The following is a 12,026-nucleotide window of genomic DNA, read 5'->3' as shown; positions in this document are numbered from 1 at the left end:
GCGCGCGCCGGGCAGTGTCGCGGGACGTCCTCGGGGACGGTCGGCGGGGAACTGGCATGCTGTGCGCGTGAGCCGCGTACCCCTCCGCCAGGCACTCGCCGACCTCCCGCCGTACGTGCCGGGGGCTCGCGTCCCGGTCGGTGCCGCGGCCTACAAGCTGTCCTCCAACGAGAACCCGTTCCCGCCGCTGCCGTCGGTGCTCATGGCGATCTCGGACGCCGCCGCGGACGTGAACCGCTATCCCGACATGTACGCGACCGAGCTCGTCGGCGCGATCGCCGACTCTCTGGGCGTCGCGCCCGAGGGCGTCGTCACCGGGTGCGGGTCGGTCGCCGTGCTCGGCCACGTCCTCAACGCCGTCTGCGAACCGGGTGACGAGGTCGTCCTGCCGTGGCGGTCGTTCGAGGCCTACCCCATCGCGATCACGCTCGCGGGTGCGGTCGGCGTTCCGGTGCCCGTCGACGACGACGGGCGGCTCGACCTCGACGCGATGGCTGCCGCGGTCACGCCACGGACCAAGGCCGTCCTCGTCTGCACGCCGAACAACCCGACCGGCCCGGCCGTGCGCGCCGACGACCTCGCCAGCTTCCTGGCGACCGTGCCGAGCCACGTCCTCGTCGTCCTCGACGAGGCGTACGTCGAGTTCGTCCGCGACCCGCAGGCCGCCGACGGACTGGCCGCGTTCGCCGGCAGCCCGAACGTCGTCCTGCTGCGGACCTTCTCCAAGGCGTACGGTCTGGCCGGCCTGCGGGTCGGGTACGCGGTGGCGAGACCTCGTCTGGCGGCCGGCATCCGGGCGGCGTCCACACCGTTCGGCGTCTCCCACGTCGGGCAGCTCGCCGCGCTGGCCTCTTTGCGCGCCACGCGTGAGCTGATGGCACGGGTCGACCAGATCGTCGTCGAACGCACTCGCCTGCTGGCGGGTCTGCGCAAGCAGGGGTGGACGGTGCCGGACAGCGAGGCCAACTTCGTGTGGCTCGCACTGGGCGACCATGCGTCGGCCTTCGCGGAGCGCGCGGGTCGCTCGGGCGTGCTCGTCCGGCCGTTCGCCGGCGACGGCGTCCGGGTCAGCGTCGGGGAGCCCGAAGCCACCGACCTGCTCCTCGAGGTCACCGCGGACTGGCTGGCCCGCTGACGCGAGGCGGCCCCCTCGAGAACCCTCACGCGGGGGCGCTGTCCGCATTCCGTCGTCCGATCTGTCGGGCCACGACGGCGCCCGTGGCGTTCTCGACTCACCGGTCCTGAGGGCGTCGGACGTCGTCGGCCTCATCGCAAACCCACGGATGTGGAGACCCGACAACCCGTCGCCACAAGCCTTGGTGACGAACTGTCGGCATAACCTACGGTTCCGTAGGCTACGGTGTCGTAGGTTACGCGGCAGGAGGCCCGTGACCGACCCACCGGAGCGGCCCCCGACCGCTGCACGCGAAGGAGAACCGCGTGGTCCCCAACGGCCCCGTGACCGAGGACGGACTCGTCCAGCTGCTGACGCCCGCTGGCCGGCGCACGGCTCATCCCGACTACGACGCCCGGGTGGCGCACCTCGACGCCGAGGCCCTGCGCGGCCTCTACCGGGACATGGTGCTGGTCCGCCGGTTCGACAACGAGGCCACCTCGCTGCAGCGGCAGGGTGAGCTCGCCCTCTTCGCCCAGAGCCTCGGCCAGGAGGCGGCGCAGATCGGCTCGGGCCGCGCGCTCGCCGAGCACGACCACGTGTTCCCCAGCTATCGCGAGCACGGCGTCGCCTACACGCGCGGCGTCGACCTCGCGGACCTGCTGCGGCTGTTCCGTGGCATCGACCACGGTGGCTGGGACTCCGAGAAGTTCCGGTTCCACCTGTACACGCTGGTCATCGGCTCGCACACGCTGCACGCGACCGGGTACGCGATGGGGCTGCAGCGCGACGGCGCGGTCGGCACGGGGGACCCGGAAAGGGACTCGGCGGTCGTCGTGTACTTCGGCGACGGGTCCACCTCGCAGGGCGACGTCAACGAGGCCCTCGTCTTCGCGGCCGTGAACAACGCGCCGGTCGTGTTCTTCTGCCAGAACAACCAGTGGGCGATCTCCGAGCCGACCACGAGGCAGTCGCGCGTGCCGCTGGCCGACCGCGGTCGCGGCTTCGGGATCCCGAGCGTGCGGGTCGACGGCAACGACGTCCTGGCCAGCTACGCGGTGACCGCGGAGGCGCTCGAGCGGGCCCGCAGCGGTGGTGGCCCGACGTTCATCGAGGCCTTCACGTACCGGATGGGCGCGCACACCACCTCCGACGACCCGAGCCGGTACCGCTCGGCCGCGGAGGAGGACCACTGGCGTCAGCGCGACCCCATCGACCGCCTGCGCACCCACCTCGAGGAGCGCGGCGAGCTGTCCGCGGCCTTCGTCGCGAGCCTCGAGCGCGACGGTGACGAGCTGAGCGAGCGCCTGCGCGCGACGGTGCGCGGGATGGGGCGCCCGTCGGCGGCGTCGATGTTCGAGCACGTCTACGCCACTCCGCACTCGGTCGTCGAGGCCGAGCGCGCCTGGTTCGAGCAGTACGAGGCGTCGTTCCTGGACGCCAGCCACTCCGGAGAGGGGAGCCACCGATGAATGCGCCCGTCCACACGACCTCGACCACCGGCGTGCAGACGCTCACGATGGCCAAGGCGATCAACCTAGGTCTGAGACGGTCGCTGGAGTCGAGCCCCAAGGTGCTCCTCATGGGCGAGGACATCGGCGCGCTGGGCGGCGTCTTCCGGGTGACCGACGGGCTGCAGAAGGACTTCGGCGGAGACCGGGTGGTCGACACGCCGCTGGCCGAGTCGGGCATCGTCGGCACCGCGATCGGGCTGGCCCTCGCGGGCTACCGCCCGGTCTGCGAGATCCAGTTCGACGGGTTCGTCTTCCCGGCGTTCGACCAGATCACCACCCAGCTGGCGAAGATGCACTACCGCTCGCGTGGGCGGCTGAACCTGCCCGTCGTCATCCGCATCCCGTACGGCGGCGGCATCGGCGCGATCGAGCACCACAGCGAGTCGCCCGAGGCGCTGTTCGCGCACACCGCCGGCCTGCGGGTGGTCAGCCCGTCAAGCCCGGCCGAGGCGTTCACGATGATCCAGCAGGCGATCGCGTCGCCGGACCCAGTGCTCTTCTTCGAGCCCAAGGGGCGCTACTGGGAGAAGGGCCCCGTCGATCTCGATGCCGCGATGGGCGCCCCGCACCCCGGCCTGGACACCGCGAAGGTGCTGCGTCAGGGCACGGACGTCACGCTCGTCGCGTACGGCCCGACCGTCCAGACCGCGCTGAAGGCCGCGGAGGTCGCGGGTGCCGAGGGCACGTCGATCGAGGTCGTCGACCTGCGCGCGCTGTCGCCGCTGGACACCGCGACCGTCGCCGCCTCCGTGAAGCGGACGGGGCGCTGCGTCGTCGTGCACGAGGCCCCCGTGCTGTACGGCACCGGCGCCGAGGTGGCCGCGCGGATCGCAGAGGACTGCTTCTACCACCTGCACGCACCGGTGCTCCGGGTCGGCGGGTTCCACGCGCCCTACCCCGTCGCCAAGATCGAGCACGACTACCTGCCCGGGCTGGACCGAGTCCTCGACGCCGTGGACCGCTCGCTCGCCTTCTAGTCCCCCTGAGGAGTTCGTGAAAGTGCCGACCTACCAGCAGTTCCCGCTCCCCGACGCAGGCGAGGGTCTGACCGAGGCCGAGATCGTCGCCTGGCACGTGGCCGTCGGTGACGAGGTCACCGTCAACCAGACCATCGTCGAGATCGAGACCGCGAAGTCGCTCGTCGACCTGCCGAGCCCGTGGTCGGGAGTCGTCACGCGTCTGCTCGTCGAGCCCGGGCAGACCGTCGACGTGGGTACGCCGATCATCGAGGTCGACACGGACCCCGCCGGCACCCTGGCCGACGACGGTGCGGAGTACCCCGAGTCGCAGGCCCGGATCGCCGACGAGGGCAGCGGCAGCGCCATCGAGCACGGCCACCGTGGGCGCCCCAACCGTCACCAGGGCGTCGAGCCCGGGGGTTCCGACGAGATCGCGGCGGCCCGGTCGGGTCGAGCGGTGGAGGCGGCAGCCGCCCCCGCAGCGTCGGCCAACGTGTCGGCCAACGTGTCGGCCGGTGCGTCGGACACTGCCTCGGTCGGTGCGTCGTCGGAACCCGAGACCGGCCAGGCCGCGGACGAGCCGGCCGCTCACACCGAGCGGAAGTCCGTCCTCGTCGGCTATGGCGTGGCGGAGGCGGGCACCGTCCGGCGCGAGCGTGCGGCGAACGGGTCGGCGAACCGGCCCCACGCACTGGCCAAGCCGCCGGTCCGCAAGCTCGCGCGCGAGCTCGGCGTCGACCTCGACTCGGTCTCCCCGACGGGTCCCGGCGGCATCGTCACCCGTGAGGACGTGCTCGGACGCGCGGCCCAGGCGGAGGCCCGGACGCTGGCCACCTACCCCGGCGACGACGCGCCCTGGCTGGCCAGCGGGACCGTGTCACCGGACGGCCGGCAGACCCGCGTCCCGGTGAAGTCGGTGCGCAAGCGGACCGCCGAGGCCATGGTCGCCAGCGCGTTCAGCGCCCCGCACGTCACGGTCTTCCAGACGATCGACGTCACCGCGACCATGAAGCTGGTCGAGCGCCTGCGGGCCGACCGCGAGTTCGCCGACGTCCGGGTCACCCCGCTGCTCATCGCCGCCAAGGCGCTCATGCTGGCGGTCCGTCGGCACCCGGAGATCAACGGCTCCTGGGACGAGCAGTCGCAGGAGATCGTCTACAAGCACTACATCAACCTCGGGATCGCGGCCGCGACCCCCCGCGGGCTCGTCGTGCCGAACATGAAGGACGCGCACCGGCTGAGCCTCAAGGAGCTGGCCGTCGCGCTCGCCGAGCTCACCGCCACCGCGCGGGCCGGTCGCACCACGCCCGCGGACATGTCCGACGGCACCATCACGATCACCAACGTGGGCGTGTTCGGCATCGACACCGGCACCCCGATCCTCAACCCCGGCGAGGCCGCGATCCTCGCGTTCGGGGCGATCCGCGAGCAGCCGTGGGTGCACAAGAACAAGATCAAGATCCGCCACGTCACGCAGCTCGCGCTGAGCTTCGACCACCGTCTGGTCGACGGTGAGCTGGGCTCGCGGGTGCTCGCCGACGTCGCCCGAGTCCTGCACGACCCGGCGCAGGGACTGGTCTGGGGCTGATCTCCGGGGCGGCGGCGTGCCGTTCGGGGACGCGGTCGCCGATCGGTGGATTTCGGGCACGGGCCGCGGCATTGCGGTTAGGCTGCCGGGCGTGACGGGGTTCTCTGACGATCCGGATGAGGCGTTGGCGCGGGTCGCGGCCGATATCGAGGCGGCGCAGCGGCGGGCGGAGCGGGCGGTCGAGGTGAAGGCGTCGATCGACCGGGTGCGGGGTCGTGCGCGTAGCGCGCGCGGTGAGGTGGTCGTCGAGACGGACGCGACCGGGTTGATCACCGACCTGGTCCTGGACGATGCCGCGCTGAACCTGCGCGCCGCAGATCTGGCGCGCCTGATCCGCGAGACGATCGCAGCGGCCGGCCGTGACGCGGGGATCCGGGCGGTCGCGGTGACCGACGACGCGTACGGCGAGGGGTCGACGATCAGCGCGCACCTGCGCGGCGAGCTCGACGCACGGTGGCGGGTGTGAGCGCGGGGTTCGAGGTCGACTCGGAGGTGCTGCGCCGCCATGGTGCCCGGGTCGCGCAGGTGGAGGGTGACCTGGCCACCGCGCGGGCGGCCGCCGGGACGACCGATCTGCACGGCGGGGCGTTCGGGGTGCTGTGCTCGTTCTTGCCGCCGGTCATCTCCGGTGTCGACGCTGCGGCCCGGGACGCGGTGCACGCGGTGCACGAGGCGTCCCAGGGCGTGGTGCGTGAGCTCGGGTCGATGGCCGGTGCGTTCGACCGGGTCGACGAGCGGGTCGAGGACCTGATGCGCGGTATCGCCCGGGCGCTGGACCGGTGAGCGTCAACCCGCTGGTCGCCGCCCCGGTGGACACGTCCACGACGTTCGGTGGGGCGGGGCTGCTCGACTCGGTGAGCGGCCTGTGCGACGCGTTGCAGTCCACGTCCTGGGTGTCGGCGGGCCTGGCCGGGGTCGGGGTCGCGCTGGATACCGTCGCGGCGGTGGTGGACCCGCTCGGGTCGCTGATCAGTGCCGGGCTGGGCTGGCTGATCGAGCACCTCCAGCCGTTGAAGGGCTGGCTCAACGACCTGACCGGGGATGCCGGCGCGGTGCTGGGCTTCGCGGGCACCTGGGGCAACGTCGCCGACGCGATGGGCGCCGCGGGGAACGAGCTGACCCGGGTGGTCCGCGCGGATCTGGAGGCGATGTCGGGGGAGTCGATCTCCGCGTACTCGGCGTATGCCGACGCCCTGGCGGACCGGATCCGGGTCACGGGTTCGTCGGCGGCCTCGATCGGATCTGCGTTGAAGGTCTGCGCGATGATCGTCCAGGCCGTGCACGACCTGGTCCGGGACACCCTGTCCCAGCTGGTGGGGTCGATCATCTCCTGGGCCGCCGAGGCCGTGTTCACCCTCGGCCTGGCCACCCCCGTGATCGTCGGGCAGGTCTCCACCCGGGTCTCGTCGTTGGCCACCCGCATCGGACGCTCCGTCACCGACGTCATCACGTCGGCCAAGTCCCTCAGAGGGCTGCTCGACGCCCTCAAGGGAGCCCTCACCCGCCTCAGCCACGGCGTCCGCAGCAAGCTTCCGGGCCACGCCGAAGCGCCTGGGGCACCGACCCCGCGGGTCGCCGACGCCCCGACCGAGCGCGTCGGGGATCCCTCGGTCCACGACCCGGTCGACGTGGACGACCTCACCAACAAGCAGAAGTCCGAACTCTTCGACATCCCGAACCCGCAGCAGGGGATGACGGTCTGGCGGGTCTACGGCGAGGCGCAAGACGGGGTCGGTGGTCTCGAGCGTGGATCCCGGCCGTTCGGCGAGTCCTGGACGCCGACGGATCCACGGACGTCGACCGACTTCCGGTGGGAGGCGGGACTGCCTGACGAGAACCCCGGCCGGTTCCTCATCGAAGGCATTCTTCGGCGACCGAGCCACGTCGACGACGTCCGTCCAGCGCTCCCGCTCGACGGCAACCCGGGCGGCTGGCCCGAGTACCTCATCCGCGACGCCGAACACGCTGTCGAGCCCAGATTCGTCGGCGGCGTGAACGAGGCGTGGACCCGGCAGCCCGGCGACTGGGTCCCGGACTGATGCGCACTGCTCGATCGTCGATGCCCGTCCGACTGAGGGAGAATCGTGCGCGTGGATGACCCGGTCGAGGCGCTGAGGCACGCACTGGCCGTCCGTGACGTCGAGGAGGCCAGCCGCCGACTCGCCGACCTGCCGGTCGCCGTACCCGTCCTGGGCGGACAGGTCGCGACGACGCGGGACGCCGGTGGCAGGACGCTGCCGCTGTTCCTCACGCACGCGTCGTGGGAGGCGTTCGACTTTCCCGGTGACCGGGTCCTCGTCTCGCCGAGCGAGCTGCTCGAGGTGCTCGACGCCGTTGCTCCGGACCGCGTCCTGTTCGATCCCGCGCTCGCCTCGGCGATCACGCTTCCCGTCGAGGACGTTCGGGCCCTGCTCCGCGGTGAGCTCCCTCGTGCAGACGGTTCGGCCAGCATCGTCCGGCCCTCCGAAGCCGTCCCGGACGACGAGCTGCGCTCGCGCGTGCTCGCGGCGGTGGCACAGGCAGGCGAGGCCGAGCTGGCAGGCCGCGTCTGGGCGATGAGACGGACGCGCGGCGACGAGCTGGTCCCGCTGGTGGCACTCGCCTCCGACGCCGTCGGATCCGCCGACGCGTTGGCACAGATCCTGCGTGGCGCGGACCTCCCTCATGACCTGGAGCTGACGGTCCTGGACGAGGCGACCACGGATCTGGCCGAGCGGACCTGGACCGAGCTGAGACTCCTGCCGGCCCCGCAGCCGTGAGCGTCGGGTAGCGCCGCGCGGATGAAGGTCGCCAACGCCGACTTCATCGAGTGGGCGACTCCGCGGACGGCGGAGCTTCGCGGGGTTCTGGACGGGCCGGGCGGCCCTCGGCAGCTGGCGTGGCTCGGACTCCGTTCGGGTCCGTCGGGGGATCCGACGGACCTCGTCGTGCGTCTGCGCTCCGGTGCGCCGTGGCGCCCGCCTGCGCCAGGTCACCGGGTGGAGACCTTGGCCTGGACGCTCAACCCTGCCGAGGTCGAGTGGCTCAGCGCCGGCCTCGGCCCCGAGGAGGTCTGGCGCGCGCACGAGTCGGGGCGCGAGACCGTTCTGTGGGTGAGTCGTTGAGCTCGTGCCGGGCGCTCGAGGCTCCTGCGGCCTGATGCCCGGGCCGTGTGGCAGGCTCCCCGCATGAGTGCGGTGCGGACCCTGACGGTCGACGACGACCTCGCGCTGTGCCGCGTCGGGTACGAGCGCGGTGAGCTGCTCCGTCCGGACAGCGGTGCCGACGACGCGCACCGCTACCGCATCGACCCACGCAGCAGTCTCGTCGCCGACGGGCTCGTCCTGCTGGAGCTGGCCGACGACGGGATCCGCCTGCTCGACACCAACGGGCTCCCGATCACCGTCCGTGACCTGCGGCGGTTCCGGATCCTCGTCAAGATCGCCGACAGGCACGCGGAGGGTCCGGTCGCGCCCGTGCCCGCGCAGCCGACCGCATCAGTCGGGTCGCCGGATCTCGTCGACCTGCGCCTCGACGCTCTCGACAACGACCTGCTCGACGGAGTCGACTTCGCCGTCATCGGGGCGAGCGGGTCGGTCGGCGACGAGTGCATCGTGCTCGAGGCCACGGCGGACGGTTTCGTCGTCGCCTATCGGGACCGGGGTGTCGCGAGCGTCCTGTTCACCTCCCGGTCGCTGGCGCAGGCCCGGGCCGTGTTCCTCGACGAGGCGTGCTGGCTCGGCGCCGATCGCGGTCGGGGAACGTACGTGGGTCGGTCGCAGGCCGTCGGAACCGAGGACTGGACCCCGGCGCAGGTGGTCGCGGCCTACGAGCGGCGGCTGCTCGGCGACGACTGACCGGGGCTACGCGGTTCGACGGGCGGCGTTCGACTCGACGACGATCGCGACGATGCCGAGGGCGATCGCCCCGAGCTCGGAGATCGCGGCCAGCCACACCGAGGTGCCGACCCACCGCTCGTGCACCTCGAAGAACCCGCTGGGCGTCGTCGAGATGACGAATGCCGTCAGCGTCGCGATGCCGAACCCGATGGCACCCAGCAGTGGCAGCCAGTGCCGCCAGACCAGGACGAGCACGGCCAGCACGATCCCGCCGAAGCCGTTCAGCAGGAACGCCGGGCCGACCACCGCGACGTCCTTCGCCCAGTCGTTCCACAGGTAGAGGTGGACGATCGCCGAGACCAGCAGGCACACGCTGAGCAGGGCCCGCAGGACGTAGGACGTCGGCTGCCGCTCCATGGCTCAGGCCTTCCCCGCGAGCACTTCGCCGTTGCTGACGTGGACGTCGATCGCGGTCAGCGGCGCCGGCGCCGGGCCGGACACGTTCTTGCCGGACAGGTCGTAGACGGACCCGTGGCAGGGGCACTTCAGCTGCTTGCCGTCGGGTGCGACCGTGCAGCCCTGGTGGGTGCAGATCGCGGTCAGCGCCACGATCGTGCCCGCCGACGGCTGGGTCAGCAGGATCGGCTTGCCGTCCGAACCCGTCGCGGAGATCGCGCCACCCTCGGGGATGTCGGAGACCTTGGCGAGCGAGCCGTCGCCGCCCGACCCGCCGCCGCCGGAGGTGGAACCCGGGTCGGTGTTCGACGAGCTGCCCCCGCAGGCCGCCAGCACACCGGCCGCGGCGACGCCCATGGTCACCAGGCCGGCGCGCGCCAGGACCGTGCGCCGGTCGAGACAACCGGTGCAGTCGGCGTGCGTGACGTCGGTCGGGTCCAGCGTGTTCGGGGAATCCAGCAGCGAGGACATTGCCACCTCCGTGCGAGCCGGGACGAGCGGTCACCAGTTGTCACGAGGCGGAGGTCGCGGAAGTTCACCGCACGGGGCACCTGTTTGCGTTGACGCTAGCCCGCCAGGCTCGACGCCGCCGGTCCGCCTCACCGTTCGACCTCCGTCAGTTCGACCTCCGTCAGGGAGCCGGCGGAGGGTCGAACGACGAGGCGGTCAGCTGGACGGCCCCTGTGCCGCTTCCGCGTCGACCCGGTCGACGGCGGCCTGGTCGGCCACGATCGCGGACACCCCGCTGACGGCCGTCGCACCGGCGGTCGCACCTGGCACCTCGGCCGCAGCGGCGTCGGCCGCGTCGGCGTCCATGCGGCCCTGGATGCCGGAGACGTTGCGCAGCGGCAGCTCGGGCAGGAGGGCGGTCAGGATGATCCCGACGGAGATGATGCACGCGGCCACGAGCAGCACGGTGTCGATCGACTGGGAGAACCCGTCGAGGAACGGCTTGGCCAGCCGCGGGTCCAGGTTGTTGATGAACGACGAGTCGTTCAGCGAGGGCAGGCTCCCGCCATCCGATCCGGGCCGCAGCAGGCCGAGCACGGGCGCGTTCGCCGGGTTGCCCTGCACGGCCGGGTCGGCGACGGCCTGCTGGAACGCAGGCGTCTTGACCGCCGACGCGAAGGCGGCCCTGATGTTGTCGCCGACCGTCGAGAAGAGGATCGACAGGAAGATCGCGGTGCCGAGCGTGCCGCCCATCTGCCGGAAGAACAGCGACGACGAGGTCGCGACACCCATGTCGCGCACGGGCACGGCGTTCTGCACCGCGAGCACGAGCGGCTGCATCGTGAAGCCGAGCCCGAGCCCGAAGACGATGGAGCACGCGAAGAGGAAGTTCAGCGACGTGTCGGTCTGCAGCCGCGAGAACATCAGCGAGGCGCCGGCCATCAGCACCGTGCCGAACACCGGCAGGGCCTTGTAGCGGCCCGTCCGGGCGGTCGTCTGACCGGCGATGATCGAGCCCGCCATGATGCCGAGCGTGAACGGGATGAGCGTCAGGCCGGCGTGCGTGGGCGTCTGGCCCTTCACGATCTGCAGGTAGAGCGGCAGGGTGGCCAGGCCGCCGAACATGCCGAGGCCGATGACGACGTTGGCCCCCGCGCCGACCGAGAACGTGCGGTTGCGGAAGAGGTAGAGCGGCAGGATCGCGTCGCCCTTGGCGAAACGCTCTGCGACGACGAACCCGATCAGGCCCAGGACCCCGATGACGTAGCAGGCGATCGCCTTGGGAGAGTCCCAGTGCCACTCCCGACCCTGTTCGGCGACGAGCAGGATCGGCACCAGCGTGACGACCAGGAGCAGGGCGCCGGGCCAGTCGATCCGGTGCTGGATCCGCTTCAGCGGCGGCAGGTGCAGCACTCGCGAGATCACGATGAGCGCGATGATGCCGATCGGCACGTTGATCAGGAAGACCCAGCGCCACCCGGAGATGCCCAGGATCGTCTCCGTGCCGGCGAAGAACCCGCCGACCACCGGCCCGAGCACGCTCGAGACGCCGAACACGGCGAGGAAGTAGCCCTGGTAGCGCGCGCGCTCCCGGGGTGCGACCAGGTCGCCGAGGATCGTGATGGCGAGCGCCATGAGACCGCCCGCACCGAGGCCCTGCAGCGCGCGGTACCCGGCCAGCTCGTACATCGAGTTCGACGTGCCGGACAGCAACGACCCGAGCACGAAGAGCGAGATCGCGATCATGTACAGCGGCTTGCGCCCGTAGATGTCGGACAGCTTGCCGTACAGCGGCGTCGAGATCGTCGCCGTGAGCAGGTACGCAGTGGTCACCCATGCCTGCAGCGAGAGCCCGTTGAGGTCGTCGCCGATCGTCCGGATCGAGGTGGCGACGATGGTCTGGTCCAGCGCGGCCATGAACATGCCGAGCATCAGACCGCCGAGGATCGTGAGGATCTCGCGGTGCGTCGGGGCCTTGAAGGCCGAGGCGTTCGGGGGTGCGTCGGTGCTCTGCTGAGTCATGGAGCCTTCTCGAACGGGGGTGGGGGACGCATGACTGGTTGCGCAGGACAACCATCCCGCACCCAGGTGACAACAACGACCGGGCGCGCATGTGTTCCCGGTCAC

The 12,026-nt window shown here is 71.7% G+C and carries 13 protein-coding genes; 10 read left to right on the top strand and 3 right to left on the bottom strand.

The window, feature by feature from the left end:
* Positions 1-67 precede the first annotated feature (67 nt).
* The 10 genes from hisC to I847_RS0109320 all read left to right on the top strand — a co-directional run bounded on the left by hisC (position 68) and on the right by I847_RS0109320 (position 9,011).
* Entirely contained in the window at positions 68-1,135 is a 1,068-nt protein-coding gene (gene hisC / locus I847_RS0109365; protein WP_034609821.1) for a histidinol-phosphate transaminase, read from the top strand.
* Between the two features lie 305 nt (positions 1,136-1,440).
* Positions 1,441-2,586 (top strand): pyruvate dehydrogenase (acetyl-transferring) E1 component subunit alpha, encoded by a 1,146-nt coding sequence (gene pdhA, locus I847_RS0109360; RefSeq protein ID WP_028049484.1) that lies wholly within the window; start codon positions 1,441-1,443, stop codon positions 2,584-2,586.
* Positions 2,583-3,605, top strand: a complete 1,023-nt coding sequence (locus I847_RS0109355) for an alpha-ketoacid dehydrogenase subunit beta (protein WP_028049483.1) — start codon at positions 2,583-2,585, stop codon at positions 3,603-3,605. Before pdhA ends, I847_RS0109355 begins: the two co-directional genes overlap by 4 nt.
* Before the next feature lie 22 nt (positions 3,606-3,627).
* Positions 3,628-5,175 (top strand): dihydrolipoamide acetyltransferase family protein, encoded by a 1,548-nt coding sequence (locus I847_RS0109350; protein ID WP_028049482.1) that lies wholly within the window; start codon positions 3,628-3,630, stop codon positions 5,173-5,175.
* Between the two features lie 16 nt (positions 5,176-5,191).
* Positions 5,192-5,641 (top strand): YbaB/EbfC family nucleoid-associated protein, encoded by a 450-nt coding sequence (locus I847_RS26685; protein ID WP_231384158.1) that lies wholly within the window; start codon positions 5,192-5,194, stop codon positions 5,639-5,641.
* The gene (locus I847_RS25560; protein ID WP_196804523.1) at positions 5,638-5,958 is read left to right on the top strand and encodes a type VII secretion target; all 321 of its coding nucleotides are present in this window, start codon (positions 5,638-5,640) and stop codon (positions 5,956-5,958) included. Before I847_RS26685 ends, I847_RS25560 begins: the two co-directional genes overlap by 4 nt.
* Positions 5,955-7,214, top strand: coding sequence for a hypothetical protein (locus tag I847_RS25555; RefSeq protein ID WP_051274682.1), 1,260 nt, complete (start codon positions 5,955-5,957; stop codon positions 7,212-7,214). The genes I847_RS25560 and I847_RS25555 overlap by 4 nt, the downstream gene beginning before the upstream one ends.
* Before the next feature lie 51 nt (positions 7,215-7,265).
* Positions 7,266-7,934, top strand: coding sequence for a hypothetical protein (locus tag I847_RS0109330; protein ID WP_028049480.1), 669 nt, complete (start codon positions 7,266-7,268; stop codon positions 7,932-7,934).
* 21 nt (positions 7,935-7,955) lie between these two features.
* Positions 7,956-8,279, top strand: coding sequence for a hypothetical protein (locus I847_RS0109325; RefSeq protein WP_028049479.1), 324 nt, complete (start codon positions 7,956-7,958; stop codon positions 8,277-8,279).
* A 63-nt stretch (positions 8,280-8,342) separates the two neighbouring features.
* The gene (locus tag I847_RS0109320) at positions 8,343-9,011 is read left to right on the top strand and encodes a hypothetical protein (RefSeq protein WP_028049478.1); all 669 of its coding nucleotides are present in this window, start codon (positions 8,343-8,345) and stop codon (positions 9,009-9,011) included.
* A gap of 6 nt (positions 9,012-9,017) precedes the next feature.
* Here the strand turns inward: I847_RS0109320 and I847_RS0109315 are convergent, their stop codons facing one another.
* From I847_RS0109315 to I847_RS0109305, 3 genes are all read right to left on the bottom strand, one after another.
* On the bottom strand, positions 9,018-9,410 hold the full coding sequence (locus tag I847_RS0109315) for a hypothetical protein (protein ID WP_028049477.1): 393 nt from the start codon (positions 9,408-9,410) through the stop codon (positions 9,018-9,020).
* A gap of 3 nt (positions 9,411-9,413) precedes the next feature.
* Positions 9,414-9,920 (bottom strand): ubiquinol-cytochrome c reductase iron-sulfur subunit, encoded by a 507-nt coding sequence (locus I847_RS22870; protein WP_081680700.1) that lies wholly within the window; start codon positions 9,918-9,920, stop codon positions 9,414-9,416.
* Positions 9,921-10,115: 195 nt separating this feature from the next.
* Positions 10,116-11,921 (bottom strand): MDR family MFS transporter, encoded by a 1,806-nt coding sequence (locus tag I847_RS0109305; RefSeq protein ID WP_028049475.1) that lies wholly within the window; start codon positions 11,919-11,921, stop codon positions 10,116-10,118.
* Positions 11,922-12,026: the final 105 nt, after the last annotated feature.

This window comes from Cellulomonas sp. URHD0024, assembly GCF_000426185.1.
Lineage (GTDB): Bacteria > Actinomycetota > Actinomycetes > Actinomycetales > Cellulomonadaceae > Cellulomonas.
Note: the sequence above shows the minus strand (reverse complement) of the source record. Positions and strands in the feature narration are given on the sequence as shown.